Below are 20,034 nucleotides of genomic sequence, written 5' to 3' on the forward strand. Positions count from 1 at the left end.
CAGCTTTCGATCACCGGGCCGGTGGTCAATCGGGCAGCCGGAACATCCGCGAGAGCAGCGCAATCAGTACCGAGCACAGGGTGGCATCGTCGATGCTGTCGACCAACGGGCTGACGACCGTGCTTGCGATCGCGCCGGAGAACAGCGCGGCGGCGATGCGCATCTCGGTGTCGTCGGGCTCGTCGAGCAGGATCGCGTACAGCCGGGTGGTGAGGTCACGTAGCGGCGCGTGCTCGCCCAGCACCCGCACCATCGCCGGGTCGTTTTGCAGACTCATCACCCAGCGGCGGCGCTCGACCGCCATTCCCACCACTTCGATGAGCAGCACCTTGCGAGCGCGCACCGAGTCGCCCTCGGCTTCGGCTGCCTCCAGCGCGACCTCGAGCGCCGCCATTTCCGTCTCGGCGACCGCCACGACGATCTCTTCTTTGGTCTTGAATTTGTGGTAGACAGCCGCCTTCGTGACTCCGATCGCATCGGCGATCATCTGCAGCGACGTCCCGCTCACCCCGTGGTCGGCGAACAGGTCCAGCGCCGCAGCCAGGATGCGGGCCTGCGCAGGAGTGCGCGCGACGCTGCTCAGCGATCGCGCTGGGTGTAGCTGCTGGTCCGGCACCGACTCAGGTTAGCCGAGGCGACCGCCCGTTCTTAGCCGCTCGGCTACCCTACGTTCCCGCCGCCGTATCCGCGCCCATACACTGACCGACCGTGGGCATTCTGTTTGGCTTCGCACCGTGGATCGTCTATTGGATCTTGGTGGGTGACGCGCCGCCACTGATCGCGGCGGTCGTCGCGTTCGCGACAGCCGTCGCCGGACTGGCCGCCGGATATCTCGCCCGGACACCCCGCCGGTCGCTCGAAATAGGTTCTGGTGCAACGTTTTTGGTTCTGACGGTGCTGACCGCGACAGCCGGCGGCCCGGCGCTGCAGCGATGGGGTCTGCCGCTGAGTTTCGCGGCGCTGCTGGCGACCACGCTGCTCGGTCGACAATTCGGTGCGTCGTTCGTGCACGAGTACGCCGCTTCGAACCAACCCCCGTCGATGGTCAACAGCGACGTGTTCGGCCAGATCACCGCGCGGCTGACCTGGATCTGGATCGCCGTGTTCGCGGGCATGACGGTGTCGGTCTCGGTCGTCGCGGTGACGCTCCCGGGCGCCCAGTCGACGGCGTCCTACCTCGGGTACCGGGTACTGCCGGCCGTGCTGTTCGGCCTGGGCGCGCTGGCCACCCGCGTCCTGCCGGACTGGATGATCGCCAGCGCCGGCGACATCGAGCGCAAGACCACGTTCGTCGCCTACCACGAGGCCACCATCGACGAGCTTTACTACCTGGCCCAGGAGCACGCCAACCGTGAAGTCGGGGCCGGCGAAGAGGCTTACGCCGTCAAGGTCGGCGGCAAAGGCACGGCGCTGGTCGGCGACGAGACCCGGCACTCCTGGCCCTCGACCTACAAGGTGCGTCAGGCACGACGCTGACGACGACGGGTCAGAAGACGCGCACCCAGTCGACCAGCATCTCGGCGGGGTAGCTGCCCGAGGCGGGGTCGCCACCACCGGAGCCGCCGACCGCGAGGTTCAGCACCGGGAACAGGTTGTAGTCCGGATCGTTGAACGGCCACTTGCGGATCGGGTCGTTGAGATCCTCGATGCCGGTCGCGGGAACGGTGAAGTACGGCTCCATGCCGTCGGCGTAGTCCTGCCAGAAGTAGAACCCACCCTGGTTCCAGGTCACCCGCCAGGTGTGCCAGCCGCCGTCCACGCCGATCGGGCGCGTCTCGAAGGCGGTGCCGAACGGGTCGGCGTGCACGGTGGTGCCGGCCGGCCACTCGCCGTTGCCGTACCACTCCATCAGGTCGACTTCGCCTTGGCGGTCCGGGAAGTCGTTGGACAGCCACCAGGCCGGCCACGCGCCGCCGGTGAGGCAGTTGAGCTTGATCCGGGCTTCCCAGGTGGTGCCGATGCCGCCGCGCCAGTTGCCGCTGACCAGTCCGCCGAAGAATTTGTTGCCCTCTTTGGTGCCGCGCAGCACGAGGTTCGAGTTGCCGTCGAGGAAGACGTTCTCGCGGCTGTTGCGGTACTGGCCCCAGAACTCCGGGCGATCGAAACCGACCGGGTTCCTGATCGGCGTGCGGTGGGCCGAGATCGCCCACTTCGACGGGTCGGGGGCCGAGCCGGCCGGTCCGTCGAACTCGTCATGAAAGAGATAGCCGCCGGTCTGCGCGCCGGGCGCGGGAGCGGTCGGCGCCGGCACTCGTGGCGACGTGTAGGCCAGGGCTTTCGGGGCGGGGACGGCGGCGGCCAGCGCGCCAACCCCGAACGTCATCATGACGTTGCGTCGATTCATCTCGGGCACAGTCAGACAATATATATAGCGGCCACCACAACCTGCAGCGCGTACGGCGTGGCGTCGGACCGATGTCGGCCCGTCTCGGCGGCCCCGATCCAATGCCGATCCGCGGAACTTGGCAGACTGTGCGCATGGCACAGATAACTTTGCGCGGAAACACGATCAACACCGTCGGCGACCTGCCGGCTGTCGGAGCTAAGGCCCCTGCGTTCACCTTGACCGGATCGGATCTGGGCGCGCTGAGCAGCGACCAGTTCCAGGGTAAACCGGTGCTGCTGAACATCTTTCCGTCGGTCGACACCCCGGTGTGCGCGGCCAGTGTCCGCAAGTTCAACCAGAGTGCCGCCGCGGGCGGCGTGTCGGTGGTGAACGTGTCCAACGACCTGCCGTTCGCCCAGGCGCGGTTCTGCGGCGCTGAGGGCATCGAGAACGTGCAGAGCGCCTCGGCGTTCCGGGACAGCTTCGGTCAGGACTACGGCGTCACCATCACCGACGGCCCCATGGCAGGCCTGCTCGCCCGCGCGGTCGTGGTCATCGGCGCCGACGGCAACGTCGCCTACGAGGAACTGGTGCCCGAGATCGCCCAGGAGCCGAACTACGACGCCGCGCTGGCCGCGCTCAACTCCGCGTCCTGACGGTTGTGGTGGCTACCTCGCATTCGTGAGGTAGCCACCAAACAGTCAGTGCCGCAACGATGTTGCCGCGGCCGGAGCACGCGAGCGCAGCGCCACCAGTAGCACCCCGGCAGCGAATATCGCCGAGGTCAGACCTGGAAATCGCCCGCTCGGCGCGAAGCCCGCCGCGGCCAAGGCCGAGAACCCGTAGGACGCCAGCACGACCCCGGCCACCATCGCCGGTTCGGCCCAGCGCCGCGCCAGCACAGCGGCACCCGGCAGCGGCGCGGCGAACACCCGCCGACCCCACCACAGCAGCGCGAGCTCCGCGGCAGTCACCACGCTGAGGACGGCCACCCATTCCAGCCGGCCGAGCCACCATGCGACGCCGCCCTGCTCGGGTTGCGCCAACCATCCGGCCGGGTAGGCGATCACCGCGACGATCACCACCGGAATCATGTGCCACAGGTACAACGCCATCACATTGGCGTTGGCCCGGGCCAGCACGCGCCGAACCGCCGCACCGCGCAGTGCGCGCTCGACGACCGGCGCGGCGGCGATCACCAGCCCCGCTTGCGCGCAGCCGAACGCAACCATCGCCACCGAGGGCGGTTCGGTGTTCTGCACGGCCTGGCCGGGAACGCCGATCATGCTGACCGGGTACGGACCGAGCCAGATCAACAGCCACAGCGCTCCCGCCGAACCGATCGCCAGCGCGACAGCCCTGGGCCCGGCCAAAAGCCCACTTTGCCAAGCGATCCCGAGTTGATAGAGCAGTCCCCAAGACAGCAGGTAGTTGACGAGGTTCACGTAGGGGAGATGGGCCGCCAGCGCGGCGATGTCCGCCGCGACCACGCCCAACGCGAGGGCGGCCGGCGCGCGAAGCCCCCAACGGTGTTGTGCCGCAATCGCTATCGGCGTCAACGACACGACGACGAGGTAGACCGCGAGAAACCACAGGTGCATGGCCACCGCCCAGCCCGCGTATTCCAGCAGCGACGCTGCCGTCCCGGCCGCGTGGAACGCCACCACGCTGACCGACACCACGGCGACGTAGACGGCGGACGGGCCGAGTACCCGGGAGAGCCGATGCCGGACCCAGACCTGCCGGGTCATCTCGTCGCCGATTCGGCGATTGCCCCACGAGACGGCGCCGGCATAGCCCGCAACCAGAAAGAACATCGGCACGGCCTGGAAGAGCCACGTGAGCCACTGCGTCCAGGGCTGGTCCAACAGGGGGTTCTGACGGCCGAACGTGCCATCCCGGTAGGTCACCGATCCGGCTATCCAGTGGCCCAGAACGATCAGGATGACTCCGACGACGCGGTAGAAGTCCACCGCCTGGGCGCGGACCGGGCCTGCGGTCATCACCCGAAGCTACCCGCGCTTAGGAAAGCTAAGTGTGACCTGTGAGGTCTATGAGTCAAGTCTTCGAGAAATCCCGACACTCCTACCGTCCGGTAAGCTGAGATTCTCGACGCCGAGGTTCGGCGGTTCGTATCCCGGAAGGTGTTCCACATATGGTCACGCGTTCGATGAGCAAACTGGCTGGTGTAGTTGGGGGCTTGGCACTGTCGGCGCTCGCTGGCGCGGGGATCGCGTCCGCGGACGGCCTGTCGGAGCAGGCGATCAACACCACCTGCAACTACGGACAGGTCCACGCGGCGCTGCAGCAGCAGAACCCGGGCTACGCCAACATCCTGGACAGCCACCCCGATGCAATCCAGTTCCTGCAGGACTATCTGGCTTCGGATCCCGGCACCCGCCGTGTGAAGGCGCAGCAGGAAGCGGCCAAGCACCCGGGCCAGGCCACGGTGTTCTACCCGGTGATCAACAACGTCGCTGCGACCTGCAACGGCTTCTGACCTACGCCGATGGCGGGGTGAACCTACGGGTTCGCCCCGCCATTCGCATTCCGGCGGCTACCAGACCCGGATGTAGTCGACCAGCATCTGCGCTGGGTAGTGTCCCGGCCCGGGATCGCCGCCCCCGGAGCCGGCCACCGCGAGATTGAACACTGGATACACGGTGTAATTGGGGCCGTTGAACGGCCAATCGGGCAGCGAGTCCGCCGACGCCGAGAAGTACGGCGCCGCGCCCTCGGCGTAGTCCTTCCAGAACCGGATGCCGGTCGCATCCCACTGGCATCGCCAGGTGTGCCAGGCGCTGTCGATGGTGATCCGCTCGGACACATGCTCGCCGCCGTTGGCTTTGGCGTGCACGGTGGTGGCCGGGAGCCAGTTCCCATTGCCGTACCACTCGACGATGTCGATCTCGCCCTGATCGTCGTTGCCCAGCCAGTACGCGGGCCACGCGCCGGGGGTCAGGCAGTCGAGCTTGATGCGCGCTTCCCAGGTGTGGCCGACGCCGCCGCGCCAGTGGCTCTGGACCTTCCCGCTGTAGAAAGTGGGCCCGTCCTTCGCTGCCTTGAGCACCAGGTTGGAGTTGCCGTCGAGAAAGACATTGCGCCGATCGTTGCGGTACTGGCCGATATTTTCGGGCAGCTCCCAGTGCGTCGGGTCTTTGATGTGTTCACGCGCGGTGGCCACCGCCCATTTCGAGGCGTCGGGGGCCGATCCGGCGGGACCGTCGAATTCGTCGACGAAGAGGTAGCCGCCCGCGGGGGCGGCGGGTGGTCTGGGGCGCGCCCCGGCCTCCGCGACGGGGACGGCGGCTGCCAGCACGCCGGCTCCCGCCATCAACAACCACGAGCGACGATCCATCTCCGGCATAGGCACAGCACCCTAGCAGCGGCGGCGCCGCATCGCGAAACAGAAGCAGCGGTCGACATTAGGTCGCAACGACAGCCCTGGCCGCTGTTTCGCGAGCACTCACGCCCGCCGGTAGACGAGCCAGCGCAAATCGATGGGCGAGTCGTCACGGTCGACGTCGAACACGTCTAGACCACTGGCCCATCCCTCGAACCAGCTCGTCGGCGGCCAGGCATCGGCTGGCAGATGAGTGTGCTCGTACTCGTAGGCGGAGTCGTCACCGACGAGTTCAAGCGGCAAATCCTTTGCGGCAGAGCTTAACTCGTCGTGCGTGAAGATCATCGTGTTGCACTGCTGACCGAGTTCGCGCGTCGGCTCGTCCGGAACATAGCCGTCGCGAGCCAGGAATGCGTTGAACACCAGGCATCCGCCCGGGGCCAGACAGTCCGCCGCGAGTTCGAAAATTCCCCGTAGTTCGCCCGTCGTACGGAAGTCGGGGACCACCTCGGCAAGCACGATGATCTGGTAGTCGCGGCGGACGCCGTCCATGGTCTCGAAGACATCGCCGTCCAGCACGCGTACCTGAAGGGACTCGCGCTCGGCCTCGGCGCGAATGATGTCGGCGAACTTGGGGCTCATCTCGACGGCGTCGACGGGGTGTCCGCGCCGCGCCAGGGCCAAGGCATTGCGGCCGGTGCCGGCGCCGATGTCGAGCACCGGACGGCTTTCCGCGTCGGCCATCTCCGCGGCCAGCGCCCACACCCGGGCGTCGGGTTCGGTGCCGAACAGCGGTCCCTCGCGGGTCTCGACCCAGCCGTCGTAGGCGCCGCCCAGCGTCACGGATTCCGTAGCGACCCGGTAGTTCATCCCGACGCCGAACGGAGCGTGGAACGAGATCACGATGTTCGACCGCGACGACGCCGCGTAGGCCTTGTCCAATTCCGCGGTCAGCACCGACCTCAGCTGGGCGGATTGTTCGGGGGTGTATTGGACGCCCGCAGCGGCAAAAACGTTGTCGCACATCGTCACGTACTCGTCGATCATGCTGGGCACCGCGGGCACGGTGATCTGCGCGGTCATCACCGCCCGGCGATACAACCGCCGTGTCACCGCCTCACGCAGCACGGACGGATCGATGGACTTGGCCCCCGGAACGTCCATCAGACCCTTGTACACGACCCAACCCCGGTTTCACCAGCGGCCGAATGCTATAACGCAACGTATGTCAGACGCCGGGCATGTGATCACCCACGTTTCGGACACGGCCAGGTGGACCGCGCTGTATCGAGCGACCGAATCGGCACGGGCCGACGCGTTGTTCCACGACCCGCTCGCGGGCCTGCTGGCGGGGGAGCAGGGGCACGCGATCGTCGCCAACACCCCGAGGACCAGTCGCAACGGCTGGTGGCTGGTGGCCCGCACGAAGATCATCGACGACGCGATCGCCGAGGCGATCGGCAACGGCTGCGACCGGGTGCTGAACCTGGCGGCCGGCCTCGACACCCGGCCGTATCGCTTGGACCTGCCGCCTGATCTGGGCTGGGTCGAAGCGGATCTGGCGCCGCTGCTCGCCGAGAAGACGGAATTGCTCGCCGACCAGACGCCGCGGTGCCGGCTGACCCGCGCGGCGGTCGACCTCGCCGACCCGCTGGCGCGCGCACAGTTCCTCGACGAGGCTCTCGACGGGGCGACGAATGCGCTGGTGCTGACCGAGGGTCTGCTGATGTACCTGGAAGACCATGACGTGCGGGCACTTTCGAAATCCATCGACCGACCGGAGGTGGCGTGGTGGATGTTCGACTTCGTCGGCCCGGGTCTCAGGAGGCTAATGAACAAGAAGATGGCCGACCTGCAGCAGAACGCGCCATTCGTCTTCGCACCCGACAACGGGCTGGCCTTCTTCGAGGACCTGGGCTGGCGGGTGCTCGAAGCGGAACACCTGATGGCGGCCGCCAAGCGATTTCACCGGCTGCCGGGGTTCGTGCGGCCCGCGATGTGGGGTCCGCAGCCGAATCCGCGCCATCCGGGCCGGCGGCCCTGGAGCGCGACCGCGTTGCTCACCCGGCGAGGCTGAATGATGCTGTCACGACGCGATCTTGCGAAATACAGTGCGGCGGCGGCGGTGCTGGGCCTGACCCCGCTGAGCCTGCCGCGAGCCAAAGCCGACAATCCGCGGCTGATCGATTTTGCCGAACGCCGGATCGCCCCCGGAGAGATCACCGCGGCCGGTTATGCCGGGGTGGTGAACTACGTGTCGGAATCACGGCCCGGCGCGAATTTCGAGGCCAAGCCGCTGACCCGGGAGTACGCAGACTCGTTGCGCGCGGCGGGTTTACACATCGTCAGCAACTTTCAGTACGGCAAGCCGGGCGGGACCGCGCCCTCGGACTTCACCCGCGGATTCGACGGCGGCGTGGCCGATGCACGCACTGCCCTGCGCCTGCACTCCGCCGCCGGGGGCAGCGCGTCGGCGCCGATCTTCTTCAGCGTCGACGACGACATCAACCTCGATATCTGGAATGGCCCGGCCGTCAACTGGTTTCGCGGTATCAACTCCGTGCTGGGTGCGCAGCGCACCGGGATCTACGGGCACGCCCAGGCGTGCCACTGGGCGATCAACGACGGCGTCATCGGTCGGTCCAGCACCGCGGGGCACCTGTGGGCGTGGCAGACCCGAACGTGGTCGCACGGCCAGCGCGAATCCGCCGCGGTGCTGTACCAGGAGGTGGTCAACAGCGCCGCGAATCCCGGCCCGCTGCTCGGGGGCATCCACATCGACGTCGACGAGGTGTTGGCGGCGGACTACGGGCAGTGGGACCTGAACCGATGAGCTAACCGCGCTGCGCGGCGCTCTCGATGAGATCGGCTGCGCACGTCGCACTTTCGGCCGGCGTCATCATCTGGGCGGCGATATTGCGGGCCCGGTCGCGACACCTCGGCTCGAGGATCGCGGCAAGGTTCGCCATCAGCGACTCCTCGGTGGCATCCGAAAAGCTCATGGCTGCACCGATATTGAGCTGCTCGACGCCGGCACCCCACACCGGCTGGTCGAGCCACAGCCACAGGATCAGCGACGGCACGCCGGCACGCATCGCCGCCGCGGTGGTTCCCGCTCCGCCATGGTGGACCACCGCCCGGCACGCGGGAAAGACGGCCGCGTGGTTCACCGCGCTGACGAACCTCACGCCGTCGACGTGGTCGTATGCCGACAGGTCGTTGGGCCCGGAGCAGACCAGCAGCCGTTCACCCAGCCGCGCGCACGCGGCGATCATCCGCGCGACGATGTCGGCCGGCGGCGAAATCGGTGTGCTGCCAAGGCCGAAGTAGATCGGCGCGGTGCCCTCGCGGATCCACGACAGCACGGCGGCGTCGTCGTCTGCGGGCGCTTGCAGGGTGAGCGCGCCCGCGAACGGCCGGCCGGGCTCCGCCCATTGGTCGGGCTGCCCGGGTAGGCACCGCTCGTCGTAGGCCTGGATCTCGAACAGCGGCGGCGGCGGCTCGGATGCCTCCGCCATGCCGAGCGAGCGACGCAGCGGCTCCTCACATCGCTTGGACAACTGAGCATGCACCACCCCGGTCGGCTGGACGCGGGACGGGAAAAAGTGCAAAGCGATCAACGGAATGCCTTGGTATTCAGCGATATTCGCCGCAAGCCGCTGCTCGTTCATTCCCGCAACGAGCAGGTCGGCTCCGTCGGTCAGCGACGCCAGCACCGTGCCCTTGTCCAGCCAGACCTGGCTCACACGCCGCACCACCTCCGGCAGCGCCCCGTACGGATTTCCCGCATGACCACCGAAGAAGCCCGCGGCATCGTCCAGTTGCGCATGCGAGTCGGGTCCATAGGCGACCGCTTCGAGGCCGGCCGATTCGACGAAGGCGAGCAGGTTGGGCGGTGCCGCGATACGCACGTCGTGACCACGGCGCTGCAGTTCGCGACCGACGACCGAACACGGCTCGACATCGCCCCGACTCCCGTACGCGGCCAGCACATACCTCATCGGGCGACGAGTGTAGCGCTGTCAAACGAACGCACTGCGCCCCGCGAACCGAAGCTCGCGGGGCGCAGTCTGTTGATTGATCCGGCGTTACTTCAGGTCGAAGCGGTCGTTGTTGACGACCTTGACCCATGCCGCCACGAAATCCTCGACGAACTTGCCCTTGTTGTCGTCCTGGGCGTACACCTCGGCGAGCGCGCGCAGCACCGAGTTCGACCCGAACACAAGGTCATTCGCCGTTGCCGTCCACTTCAGCGTGCCTGAGGACCGGTCGTGACCCTCGTAGACGTTCTCCGCGGACTTCGACGCCTTCCACTCGGTGTTCATGTCGAGCAGGTTGACGAAGAAGTCATTGCTCAGCACGCCGGTGGTGTCACTGAACACCCCGTGCTTGCTGCCGCCGTGGTTGGCGCCGAGGGCCCGCAGGCCACCGACGAGCACCGTCAACTCCGGAGCCGTCACACCGAGCTGGTAGGCCTTCTCGAGCAGCAGGTGCTCCAGCGGTGCCTTTTCACCGGCGCGGAAGTAGTTGCGGAATCCGTCGGCGCGCGATTCGAGCACCGCGAACGACTCCACATCGGTCTGCTCCTGCGAAGCGTCGGTACGACCCGGCGTGAAGTGCACGTCGATCTCGTAGCCGGCGTCCTTGGCGGCCTTCTCGACCGCCGCGGACCCGGCCAGCACCACCAGGTCGGCCAGCGAGATCTTCTTGCCGCCGGAGGCCGAGTCGTTGAACTCGTGCTGGATCTTCTCCAGCGCGGCCAGCGACTTGTCCAACTCGGATGGCTCGTTGGCCTCCCAGTTCTTCTGCGGCTCAAGGCGAATCCGTGCGCCGTTCGCGCCACCACGCTTGTCGGTGTTGCGGTAGCTCGCGACGGCAGACCACGTCGTCTTGACAAGTTGCGGCACCGACAGCCCGGAGTCGAGGACCTTCTTCTTCAGGGCCTTGACGTCCTTGTCGTCGACCAGCTTGTGGTCCACGTCCGGGACCGGGTCCTGCCACAGCTGCGTTTCGGGAATCCACGGCCCGAGGTAACGCGAGACCGGTCCCATGTCGCGGTGCAACAGCTTGTACCACGCCTTGGCGAAGGCATCGGCCAGCTCGTCGGGGTGCTCGAGCCAGCGCTGGGTGATCTCGCGGTAGATCGGGTCTTCCCGCAGCGAGACGTCGGTGACCAGCATGGTCGGGTTACGGCCCGGCCCACCGAACGGGTCGGGGATGGTGCCCGCACCCGCGCCGTCCTTCGCGGTGAACTGCCAGGCGCCCGCGGGGCTCTTGGTGAGCTCCCACTCGTAGCCGTACAGCGTCTCCAGGTAGGTGTTGTCCCACTTGGTCGGCGTCGGCGTCCACACCACCTCGAGCCCACTGGTGATGGCATCCTCGGCCTTGCCGCTGGCGTAGGCGCTCTTCCAACCGAGACCCTGCTGCTCGATCGGCGCCGCCTCGGGCTCCGGACCCACCAGGTCGGCGTCGCCGGCGCCGTGCGTCTTGCCGAAGCTGTGGCCGCCGACGATCAGCGCCGCGGTCTCCTCGTCGTTCATCGCCATCCGGCCAAAGGTCTCGCGAATGTCGTGGGCAGCCGCGACGGGATCCGGTTTACCTTCGGGCCCTTCGGGATTGACGTAGATCAGGCCCATGGTGGTGGCGCCATAGGGCTGCGCGAGGTCACGCTTGCCGGAGTAGCGCTTGTCGGTGCCCAGCCATTCGCCTTCTTCGCCGAAGATGATCTCTTCGGGCTCCCAGACGTCCTCGCGACCGAAGGCGAACCCAAATGTCTTGAATCCCATGGACTCCAGGGCGACGTTGCCGGCCAGCACCAGTAGGTCGGCCCAGGAGATCTTGTTGCCGTACTTCTTCTTCACCGGCCACAGCAGCCGGCGCGCCTTGTCCAGGTTGCCGTTGTCGGGCCAGCTGTTGAGCGGGGCGAAGCGTTGCAGGCCTTGGCCGCCGCCGCCGCGGCCGTCGTAGATGCGGTATGTGCCGGCGGCATGCCAGGTCATCCGGATGAAGAAGCCGCCGTAGTGGCCGTAGTCGGCCGGCCACCAGTCCTGCGAGGTGGTCATCAGCGAGGTCAGGTCGGCCTTGAGCGCGTTGACATCGAGCTTGGCGAACGCCTCGGCGTAGCTGAAGTCATCGCCGAGCGGGTTGCCCTGCGGGGAGTGTGGGTGCAGCTTGGTGGTGTCGATCTGGTTGGGCCACCAGTCCTGGTTGGTCAGTGGCGCATCGCCTTTCGGCGACGGACTGTCGAGCGCCGGGTTCTCGCTGTTGCTGCCCTTTTGGGCTGTATCGGACACTGCGTTCCTTTCAGGGGTGGGTGAAATGGGCTGTGATCACGGTTGTGATCGGGACGTCACTGTCGAGCAGTCGGGACATAGTCCCCAATAGATGACCTCGGCCTCGTCCAGGACGAAGCCGGCGAGCACGTTGTCTTCATCCGACGGCGTCAGGCACGGCGCGTCACCGACGGCGCAGTCGACGTCGGCGATCACGCCGCACGAACGACAGACGACGTGATGGTGGTTGTCGCCGACTCGCGACTCGTAGCGCGACACCATGCCGAGGGGCTGAATCCGGCGAATCAGGCCCACCGCGGTCAGCGCGTTGAGGACGTCGTACACCGCCTGGCGGGAGACATCGGGAAGGCCGCTGCGAACCGCCGACAGGATCGTCTCGGTATCGGCGTGCGGGTGGTCGTGGACGGCTGCGAGTACCGCGACCCTGGGACGGGTCACACGCAGATCGGCCAACCGTAGCTGTGCCGAGAAATCCGTCGACGATGACGACACGACCCCAAATATTCGCTCCCGTCTGGAGTCAGTCAAGACCTAATTTGGATTTGATCAAGAATTAATCGACCTGCTTACGGCCGTAATCGCGGCGTCGGCGGCCCGGCGAGCAGCGAGGCTGGACCCTCGGCCGAGGCGGAGCAGGCGAGCAAGGCCACCAGGATGTTTGACCACATAGCGACCCACGGCGGGCACGTCGGCCCGGCCGTTGGGGCGGGTGAGGCCGAAAATCTCCGCGTCGACGGTGCCGTCGCCGGCCCGGTCGCTGATACCCCGCACCACAGACCAAGGGACGCCCCGATCGCTGCACACCTTCGCCACGGCAGCGGTTTCCATGTCCAGCGCCAGCACGCCGTCCCGCCGTAGGGCGGCATGCCGCTCGTGGTCGAGGAGCAACTCGTCGGTGGTCAACAGCTTTCCGTGGGGAGTGCCGATCTGCAGCGGCGTCGGCTGATGCACAGCACCGTCCGCGGCGCCGATCACCAGCCGAGGGTGTACCAAAGTCCCGATCGGCGTCTGGTTGTCGATGGCACCGGCAACTCCCACGACGATCGCCCAGTCGACGTCCACCGCGTCGAGCAGGCGGATTGTCGCGGCGCGCGCCAACTCCGTGCCGATCCCGCTGACGGTCGCGATCACCTGCCGGTCGCCGGTCCGGCCGACGTGGCCGAACTCGGTCTTGCGAAGCCGTAGCCGTCGTCGCAGCGGGCGCAGCTCTAGCGGCATGGCACACAGCAGTGCGATCACGGCGGCCATCGTATGCAGAGGTAATGGCAGTTGGGCCAGATACAAAAGAAGAACGGAGATCAGACCCCGTTCCACTTTCAACATATAGCGCAACCGGGGGCTTGCGGCAAGACCCGGGTGACGGCGCAAAATCGCAGCTCAAAGCAACAACTCAGCGACTGTGGGGGAGTCACGTGCGGACCGAACATTGCGTGATCATCGCCGGGGCGGGACCGACCGGTCTGATGCTGGCGGCCGAATTGGCTTTGGCCGGAATCGATGTCGCGATCGTCGAACGCCGCGCCAGTCAGGAATTGCGCGGGTTGCGAGCCGGCGGCTTACACGCTCGCACGATCGAAGTGCTCGATCAACGGGGGATCGCCGACCGCTTTCTGGCGTGCGGCCAAGTTGCGCAGCTTGCCGGCTTCGCGCAGATCCGGCTCGACATCGGCGACTTTCCGACGCGCCACCCGTACGGACTTGCGTTGTGGCAGAGCCACATCGAACGCATCCTGGGCGACTGGGTCGACGAACTGGGTGTGCCGATCTACCGCGGGCGTGAGGTCCTCGGCATCACCCAGGATGCCACCGGGGTCGATGTGCTCATCTCCGGCGATCACCGGATCCGGGCGGGCTATCTGGCGGGCTGCGACGGCGGACGCAGCGCCGTCCGGAAATCGGCCGGCATCGATTTCGCCGGCTGGGACGCGACGATGAGCTACCTGTTGGCCGAGGTCGAGTTGTCGTTCGACGCCCGCGAGGAACCCGAGTGGGGCATCCGGCACGACGCCGTCGGTGTCCATGCGCTGAGCGCACCGGTCGACGGCGGGCCCACACGGGTGATGGTGACCGAGGCCGAGATCGAAATCGGCACCGAACCCGGTCTCGACGATCTGCGCAGGGCGCTGGTGGCCGTGTTTGGATCGGACTACGGAATCCACAGTCCCACTTGGATTTTCCGCGCCACCGACATGGCCAGGCAGGCCGTGTCGTATCGCGCCGGCCGGGTGTTGCTCGCGGGGGATTCCGCCCATGTGCATCATCCGATCGGCGGTCAGGGCTTGAACACCGGCATCCAGGACGCGGTGAATCTCGGCTGGAAGCTGGCCGCGGTCGTCAGCGGGGCGGCGCCGGACAGCCTGCTCGACAGCTACCACGCCGAACGGCATCCGATCGGCGCGCGCGTGCTGCGAAACACCATGGCCCAGATGCATCTGCTGCGCCGCCCAGACGACGCCCGGTCAAAAGCGCTCCGCGACATCATGTCTGACCTGCTGACCATGGGCGAACCCCGCCGGCGCTTCGCCGCGATGATGTCCGGGCTCGACATCCACTACGACCTCGGCGCCGAGCACCCGTTGGTCGGGCGTCGCATGCCGGATGTGGATCTGATCGTCGATGACGAGCCGGTGCGGGTTTTCACGCTGCTGCACGGCGGACGCGCCGCGCTGGTCAATCTGGGCGACCCCGGCACCGTTTCGGTATCGGGTTGGGCGGATCGGCTCCGCGTCGTCGACGCGAAATACCCCGGCCCGTGGGAACTTCCGGCTATCGGCACGATCGACGGCCCGAGTGCGGTGCTGATCCGGCCCGACGGCCACGTGGCCTGGGTGGGCGCCGGCTCCGACGCCGGCCTGACCGACGCGCTCCACACCTGGCTCGGACCGGCTACTTAGCACCCTTCTTCACCTTCAGCACACGCTTGCGCAGGCCGTCGGTGGCCGTCTCCATCAGCCCCTTGGCGCCCTTCTTGATCAGAAACCCCGGAATGGCGATGGTCGGGTCCACGGTCAGCTCGAAATCGACCGTGGTGGAGTCGCCGTCGGGCGTCAACCGGTAGCGACCTTCCTGCGCACGCTGCTGTTTGGAGCTGACCAATGTCCAGCTGACACCGTCATCATGTACGGAGTAGTCGAGCACCTGCTCGTCGGTGATGCCGACGATCTTGACGACTTGCCGCGACTTGGTCGGGTGGCCCTCGTCATCTCGTTCGAGAATTTCGACCCGCTGATGCGCCGAGGACCATTCGGTCAGCGACTCGAGATCGAACAGCACGTCCATGATGTCGTCGGGCGTCGCCTCGATGACGACCTGACGAGATTCGGTGACAGCCATGCGGGCAATACTGCCAGCGCCCAGCCGCGGGTGGGCGGTCAGCCCTCGAGTGCGTCCTGCAACTCGCGAACGTGGTCCTGGGTCTGCTGCAGCAACGGCCGCAACGCTTCCGCCACGTCCGGCAGGCCCAAGTCGTTGGCCTCGGCCACCCGCTTGCGGTACCGCTGCAGCTGACGCTCCTCCAACTCGACGTCGGCCCGCAGCGCCGCGACACCGTCCGCCACGTCGGGCACGTCCGGCACCTTTACCGTCGGCTTGCCGCCGAGGAAGTCGATCTGCTGGGCCAGGATCTTCGCGTGCTCCAACTCCTGCGAGAGATGGGTGTCGATCTCCTCGGCGATCGAGTGGTACTCGGGCCCCTTGATCGTCGCGGCGTGCTGGATGTACTGGACGATCGATTGATATTCGGTGCCCAGATCCTCGTTCAGACTCGCGATGAAGCCGGTCTTGTCCATGGCGAGAGGTATCACCCGGGACGCCGGTCTTGAAACCTGACCATTACGTTCGATGCTGAGCGTCGAGCCCGCGGTGCGGGCCGGACGCACAGCAACGGTGCTGGTTGGATGTCATTCGAAACGAGCATGAGGGAGACAACGTGGGCAAAACCGCGGCCATGCCCAAGTCCGACCGCGCGTGGATGATCGACACGCTGCTGGCCCTGCTGCAGACCCCGAGCCCATCCGGACGCACCGACGCCGTGATGCAGCTGATCGGCGACATCTTCAACGACTTCGGCGTGCCGTTCTCGTTGACCCGCCGCGGCGCGCTCATCGCCGAGCTCCCCGGAAAATCCGAGACCACCGACCGCGCCCTGGTCGTGCACGCCGACACCATCGGCTGCATGGTCCGGGCGTTGAAAGACAACGGCCGCCTCGAGCTGATCCCCGTCGGCACGTTCTCGGCCCGGTTCGCCACCGGGGCGCGGGTGCGCATCTTCAGCGACGACCCCGAGGAGTTCATCACCGGCACGGTCATGCCGCTCAAGGCCAGCGGTCACGCCTTCGGCGACGAGATCGACACCCAGCCGACCGACTGGGAGCACGTCGAGGTCCGCATCGACCGCAAGGTGTCCAGCCGCAAGGACCTCGTCAAGCTCGGCATCCAGGTGGGCGATTTCGTCGGTCTGATCACCAGTCCGGAACTGGCCGCCGACGGCTTCATCGTTTCGCGTCATCTTGATGGAAAGGCCGGAGTCGCAGTCGCGCTGACGCTGGCGCGCAATTTCGCCGAAGAGAAGATCGTGCTGCCACACCGCACCACGATCATGGTCACGATCACCGAGGAGGTCGGCCACGGCGCCAGCGACGGTCTGCCGTCCGACGTCGCGGAGTTGGTGTCGGTCGACAACGCGGTGTGCGCGCCGGGACAGCATTCGATCGAAGACGGCGTCACCATCCCGATGGCCGACCTGCACGGTCCGTTCGACTACCACCTGACCCGCAAGCTGTGCCGCCTCGCCGAAGAACACAAGATTCCCTACGCGCGAGATGTGTTCCGCTACTACCGATCCGACGCCGCCGCGGCCATCGAGGCCGGCGCGGGCACCCGGGCCGCGCTGGTCGGCTTCGGACTGGACGGCAGCCACGGCTGGGAGCGCACCCACATCGAGTCGCTCGAGGCGACCTACAACCTGCTGCACGCGTGGCTGCAGACCCCGCTGACGTTCGCGAAATGGGATGCCCACCCATCGGGCAAGCTCAGCGACTTCCCGTCATCGAAGCAGCCCGCTCCGAGCGAACAGTGGGTGCCGTTGTCGCGGGGCGAGCATTCGGACCCGGGCGATGTGTCCCCGGGGACCCACTGGCCGCCGTCGGACGTGCCCTAGGCAGTGGGCGGATCGGCGGCGCGGCCGGCGACGCCACCGTCGACGACCTTGACCGGTTTGTGCGGAAACCGCTTCTCCGCGTACGCCTTTGCGGCCGAGTTGGGTAGCACGTAGAGCGTTTCCCGCTTGTCCTGCAACGGTTTGAGCACTCGGTCCATGAACTCCTTGCGGTCGTCGAGGTAAGGCTCGATGACCTCGTCGCCCGCCGGGCACACCGCGAGGCAGTACGCGGCCTTGTAGTTGGGCTTGAACGACAAGCTCTGCCACATCGACGCGTTCTCGGAGTCGGTGACCTTGGACCGGAAGTCGGCCGCGTCGGAGCTGTCGGCGATGGTCTGCGCCCAATCGGTGAAGCCGCCCATGAATTCCCGGTAGTTGTGCGTCGAGCAGGCGAAGAAGTCGAACTCGCCGTCCTTGCCGATCGCGCCTACGGGGCAGGCTGCCACGCACAGCTTGCATTCCAGGCACGGCGAGTAGTCCAAAGGCTGCCCGTACGAACTGATCTCGGCATCGACCAGGATGGTTCCCAGCAGGACGAAGTTGCCGAACCGCGGGTGGATGACGTTGCGATGGATGCCCATGACGCCGAGGCCGGCCGCTACGGCGACGGGTTTGTGCGCCACCACCCAGATGCGGCCCGGGAAGCGGTCCATCTCCATCGGAAACGTCGCCGACGGGTTCAGCGCCCGGTACCGACGATCCTCCAGAGTGCGGGTGATCTCCCGAGCGGCCTCGTTGAGAATTTCGCCGCTGCGGTGGAACTCCTGATTGGCGACACTGCGCGCGGTGGATCGCACATTCTCGCGATTCATCTTGACTACCAGCGAGATATAGCTGCGGGCACCTGGCAGCGCTTGGTGGACATGCGGAGCCTCGGACGCCAGATCCGGGTTGTTCACCGAGGCGAAAGCGACATCGTCGGCACCTGCCGACAGGCAGATCGATCGCAGCCAGGCGGCGTCGATGACGTCGCTGGGTTCGGGGCGATCCGCTTGATCCGCGATCACCTTGCGTACGGTCGGATGCTCGGCAAGACGGCGGGGTAGCTGAGGCGTCACCCTGAATATACTAGACTATACTCAGCTACGGCGCGCGACGTGCTTTTCATCTCCGAGGTGAATGGGACAGAAATAGCTGCCGTACTTCAGAAATCGACGTAGAGCGCGCCCCCGGTTCCGAGGAGGATGGGGGAATGTGGACTCGCGTCGTCCTCGCAGGCGCACTGACCATGATCGGTCTGGCTGCGCCGGCCCACGCCGACCCGAGCGCGGACACCGCCTTCCTGGGTGCGCTGAACAACGCCGGGATCACCTACAAGGCGGGCCCCGACGCCGTCGCGATCGGCCGGCGGGCCTGCCAGTTGATGGATCAGGGCCACTCCGAACCCGACATCGCGAAGAGCATGTCGGAGCAGAATGCGGGGTTCTCAGCCGCGGCGGCAACCAGGTTCACCCAGATCGCGGAGAGCGTCTACTGCCCGCAGCACATCGCCGGCGGGGCGTCGGCGGCGCAACCGGCGCCGCAGCAGCCGTACTACCCGGCACCCGAATTCCCGTTGCCGGCGCTGCCGGGGGCTCTATAGTCAGGCGGCAACCAGGACGGAAGTGACTGATGAGCCGTACGAGCGCGACCGTGTTGCCGGCGTTGGCCGCGACCACGCTGATACTCGCGGGCTGCTCGCATCCGCCCGGACCGCAGGCACCGAGCGCCGCGGCTGACCCGAATCCACCGACCACGATGACGGTGGCCGCGGCGCCCAAGCCACCCGACGGCGCGCAGCCTCGGCTGGCATCAACTCCCGCACAGGTCGCCGACGACCTGGTGGCCGACGAACACGCGCTGCGGGATCCCTCGACCGGGGAAGCGGGCGTCGTCGCGGCGGCGCACCGCCAGCAGGCCGCGTACCGCGCGCTCGGCCTGCACCCCGACTGGGACGCGGCCGCCCGGCCGCGCATCCCCGCAGCGCTGCTCGACACGTACGACCGCAACGTCGACGCGCGCCGCGCGCTCAACGCGATCACCCCGGCCCGCACGACGCTGCCGGCCTGGCGCATCGTGCCGCCCGCGCCGGCCGACCAACTGCTGGGCTACTACCACCAGGCGGAATCGGACACCGGCGTCGCGTGGAACTACCTGGCCGCCATCAATCTCGTCGAGACCCGCCTGGGCAGCATCGACGGAGTGAGCACCGCTGACGCGCAGGGTCCGATGCAGTTCCTGCCCGCGACGTTCGCGGCCTACGGACAAGGCGGCGACATCCACTCTCCGCACGACAGCATCCTCGCCGCGGGCCGCTACCTGGCCGCGAACAATTTCGCCAACGACCACGACCACGCCATCTACCGCTACAACCACGCCGCCGACTACGTCCGCGCGGTCAACCAGTACGCCGCGCTGATCGGCGGCGACCCCGCGGCGTTCGCCGGCTATTACCGGTGGGACGTCTACTGCCGCACCACCGCGGGAGATGTGTTGCTGCCCATCGGATATGCCGAAGCCTCGCCGATCCCGGCGGCGGATTACATCGCCGCCCACCCGCAGTAGCTCACGTCCTTGTCGAGGGCCGCGATGTATGGTCCCGAGGTGTCGATCTACGCATTGAACCTCTTCAACGTCGCGAACCGCGCGGAGTATCTCGAATACGCGCGGCGCTCGCCGGCAGCCGTCGACGCCCATGGTGGCCGGGTCGTCGCGCTGGGTCAGTTTCAGGAAGCGATCCTCGGCGATGTCGAGCCTCGCCAGGTGCTGATCCTCGTCGAGTGGGAGTCGCGCGAGGCGTTCGACTCCTATCGCGACGATCCGCTGCTCGAAGACCTGCATCCGCATCGCGAGGACGGATCGTCGGACTACATCTGGCATCTGTTCGACCGCCTCGACGATCTGCGTCCGATCCTGGGGCGAGACCGCTGACCAG

General features: G+C 67.0%; 22 protein-coding genes. 10 read left to right on the forward strand and 12 right to left on the reverse strand.

Features of this window, described 5'->3' with window-relative positions; all coding sequences use genetic code 11:
• Positions 1-25: 25 nt before the first annotated feature.
• A complete protein-coding gene (locus PT015_RS06230) occupies positions 26-616 on the reverse strand; it encodes a TetR/AcrR family transcriptional regulator (protein WP_285189624.1) in 591 nt (196 codons plus the stop codon).
• Between the two features lie 92 nt (positions 617-708).
• Between PT015_RS06230 and PT015_RS06235 the strand changes: the two genes are divergently transcribed.
• Positions 709-1,476 carry a hypothetical protein gene (locus tag PT015_RS06235; protein WP_285189625.1) on the forward strand — a complete coding sequence of 256 codons (768 nt, stop codon included), beginning with the start codon at positions 709-711 and terminating at the stop codon, positions 1,474-1,476.
• A 10-nt stretch (positions 1,477-1,486) separates the two neighbouring features.
• Here PT015_RS06235 and PT015_RS06240 read toward each other — a convergent pair whose 3' ends face one another.
• On the reverse strand, positions 1,487-2,359 hold the full coding sequence (locus tag PT015_RS06240) for a glycoside hydrolase family 16 protein (protein WP_285190958.1): 873 nt from the start codon (positions 2,357-2,359) through the stop codon (positions 1,487-1,489).
• A 119-nt stretch (positions 2,360-2,478) separates the two neighbouring features.
• On the opposite strand from PT015_RS06240, the gene tpx reads away from it, so the two are divergent.
• A complete protein-coding gene (gene tpx, locus PT015_RS06245; RefSeq protein ID WP_285189628.1) occupies positions 2,479-2,982 on the forward strand; it encodes a thiol peroxidase in 504 nt (167 codons plus the stop codon).
• Positions 2,983-3,027: 45 nt separating this feature from the next.
• On the opposite strand, the gene PT015_RS06250 is transcribed toward tpx, so the two are convergent.
• Positions 3,028-4,329 carry an acyltransferase family protein gene (locus PT015_RS06250; protein ID WP_285189630.1) on the reverse strand — a complete coding sequence of 434 codons (1,302 nt, stop codon included), beginning with the start codon at positions 4,327-4,329 and terminating at the stop codon, positions 3,028-3,030.
• 167 nt (positions 4,330-4,496) lie between these two features.
• Between PT015_RS06250 and PT015_RS06255 the strand changes: the two genes are divergently transcribed.
• Complete coding sequence (locus PT015_RS06255; RefSeq protein ID WP_285189632.1) at positions 4,497-4,826, forward strand: hemophore-related protein; 330 nt, start codon at positions 4,497-4,499, stop codon at positions 4,824-4,826.
• Positions 4,827-4,883: 57 nt separating this feature from the next.
• Here the strand turns inward: PT015_RS06255 and PT015_RS06260 are convergent, their stop codons facing one another.
• Both PT015_RS06260 and PT015_RS06265 read right to left on the reverse strand, forming a co-directional pair.
• Entirely contained in the window at positions 4,884-5,693 is an 810-nt protein-coding gene (locus tag PT015_RS06260) for a glycoside hydrolase family 16 protein (protein WP_285189635.1), read from the reverse strand.
• A 99-nt stretch (positions 5,694-5,792) separates the two neighbouring features.
• Positions 5,793-6,833 (reverse strand): class I SAM-dependent methyltransferase, encoded by a 1,041-nt coding sequence (locus PT015_RS06265; RefSeq protein ID WP_285189637.1) that lies wholly within the window; start codon positions 6,831-6,833, stop codon positions 5,793-5,795.
• Between the two features lie 61 nt (positions 6,834-6,894).
• Here PT015_RS06265 and PT015_RS06270 point away from each other — a divergent pair, with 61 nt between their 5' ends.
• Both PT015_RS06270 and PT015_RS06275 read left to right on the forward strand, forming a co-directional pair.
• On the forward strand, positions 6,895-7,746 hold the full coding sequence (locus PT015_RS06270) for a class I SAM-dependent methyltransferase (RefSeq protein WP_285189639.1): 852 nt from the start codon (positions 6,895-6,897) through the stop codon (positions 7,744-7,746).
• 3 nt (positions 7,747-7,749) lie between these two features.
• Positions 7,750-8,502: a DUF1906 domain-containing protein gene (locus PT015_RS06275; RefSeq protein WP_285189640.1), complete on the forward strand. Its 753-nt coding sequence runs from the start codon at positions 7,750-7,752 to the stop codon at positions 8,500-8,502.
• 1 nt (position 8,503) lies between these two features.
• Here the strand turns inward: PT015_RS06275 and PT015_RS06280 are convergent, their stop codons facing one another.
• The 4 genes from PT015_RS06280 to PT015_RS06295 form a co-directional block, all read right to left on the reverse strand.
• The gene (locus tag PT015_RS06280) at positions 8,504-9,670 is read right to left on the reverse strand and encodes a glycosyltransferase (RefSeq protein ID WP_285189642.1); all 1,167 of its coding nucleotides are present in this window, start codon (positions 9,668-9,670) and stop codon (positions 8,504-8,506) included.
• An 87-nt stretch (positions 9,671-9,757) separates the two neighbouring features.
• Positions 9,758-11,962, reverse strand: coding sequence for a catalase/peroxidase HPI (gene katG / locus PT015_RS06285; RefSeq protein ID WP_390887940.1), 2,205 nt, complete (start codon positions 11,960-11,962; stop codon positions 9,758-9,760).
• Between the two features lie 36 nt (positions 11,963-11,998).
• Positions 11,999-12,454 (reverse strand): Fur family transcriptional regulator, encoded by a 456-nt coding sequence (locus tag PT015_RS06290; protein ID WP_285189643.1) that lies wholly within the window; start codon positions 12,452-12,454, stop codon positions 11,999-12,001.
• Between the two features lie 54 nt (positions 12,455-12,508).
• A complete protein-coding gene (locus PT015_RS06295) occupies positions 12,509-13,201 on the reverse strand; it encodes a 5'-methylthioadenosine/S-adenosylhomocysteine nucleosidase family protein (RefSeq protein ID WP_285189644.1) in 693 nt (230 codons plus the stop codon).
• 224 nt (positions 13,202-13,425) lie between these two features.
• Here PT015_RS06295 and PT015_RS06300 point away from each other — a divergent pair, with 224 nt between their 5' ends.
• A complete protein-coding gene (locus PT015_RS06300) occupies positions 13,426-14,856 on the forward strand; it encodes an FAD-dependent monooxygenase (RefSeq protein WP_285190960.1) in 1,431 nt (476 codons plus the stop codon).
• On the opposite strand, the gene PT015_RS06305 is transcribed toward PT015_RS06300, so the two are convergent.
• Both PT015_RS06305 and PT015_RS06310 read right to left on the reverse strand, forming a co-directional pair.
• Positions 14,849-15,295, reverse strand: a complete 447-nt coding sequence (locus tag PT015_RS06305) for an SRPBCC family protein (RefSeq protein ID WP_285189645.1) — start codon at positions 15,293-15,295, stop codon at positions 14,849-14,851. The genes PT015_RS06300 and PT015_RS06305 overlap by 8 nt on opposite strands.
• Before the next feature lie 38 nt (positions 15,296-15,333).
• Positions 15,334-15,750 (reverse strand): ferritin-like domain-containing protein, encoded by a 417-nt coding sequence (locus PT015_RS06310; protein WP_285189646.1) that lies wholly within the window; start codon positions 15,748-15,750, stop codon positions 15,334-15,336.
• Between the two features lie 140 nt (positions 15,751-15,890).
• On the opposite strand from PT015_RS06310, the gene PT015_RS06315 reads away from it, so the two are divergent.
• Positions 15,891-17,120, forward strand: coding sequence for an osmoprotectant NAGGN system M42 family peptidase (locus PT015_RS06315; protein WP_285189648.1), 1,230 nt, complete (start codon positions 15,891-15,893; stop codon positions 17,118-17,120).
• Here the strand turns inward: PT015_RS06315 and PT015_RS06320 are convergent.
• Entirely contained in the window at positions 17,117-18,178 is a 1,062-nt protein-coding gene (locus tag PT015_RS06320) for an epoxyqueuosine reductase (RefSeq protein ID WP_285189650.1), read from the reverse strand. The two genes, PT015_RS06315 and PT015_RS06320, sit on opposite strands and share 4 nt — an antisense overlap.
• A gap of 134 nt (positions 18,179-18,312) precedes the next feature.
• Between PT015_RS06320 and PT015_RS06325 the strand changes: the two genes are divergently transcribed.
• The 3 genes from PT015_RS06325 to PT015_RS06335 all read left to right on the forward strand — a co-directional run bounded on the left by PT015_RS06325 (position 18,313) and on the right by PT015_RS06335 (position 20,030).
• A complete protein-coding gene (locus PT015_RS06325) occupies positions 18,313-18,702 on the forward strand; it encodes a DUF732 domain-containing protein (RefSeq protein ID WP_285189652.1) in 390 nt (129 codons plus the stop codon).
• Between the two features lie 155 nt (positions 18,703-18,857).
• On the forward strand, positions 18,858-19,664 hold the full coding sequence (locus PT015_RS06330) for a lytic transglycosylase domain-containing protein (protein ID WP_390888000.1): 807 nt from the start codon (positions 18,858-18,860) through the stop codon (positions 19,662-19,664).
• A gap of 39 nt (positions 19,665-19,703) precedes the next feature.
• Complete coding sequence (locus PT015_RS06335) at positions 19,704-20,030, forward strand: DUF1330 domain-containing protein (RefSeq protein ID WP_285189654.1); 327 nt, start codon at positions 19,704-19,706, stop codon at positions 20,028-20,030.
• Positions 20,031-20,034 lie beyond the last annotated feature (4 nt).

Origin of the sequence: Candidatus Mycobacterium wuenschmannii (genome assembly GCF_030252325.1) — a bacterium.
GTDB classification, from domain to species: Bacteria; Actinomycetota; Actinomycetes; order Mycobacteriales; family Mycobacteriaceae; genus Mycobacterium; species Mycobacterium wuenschmannii.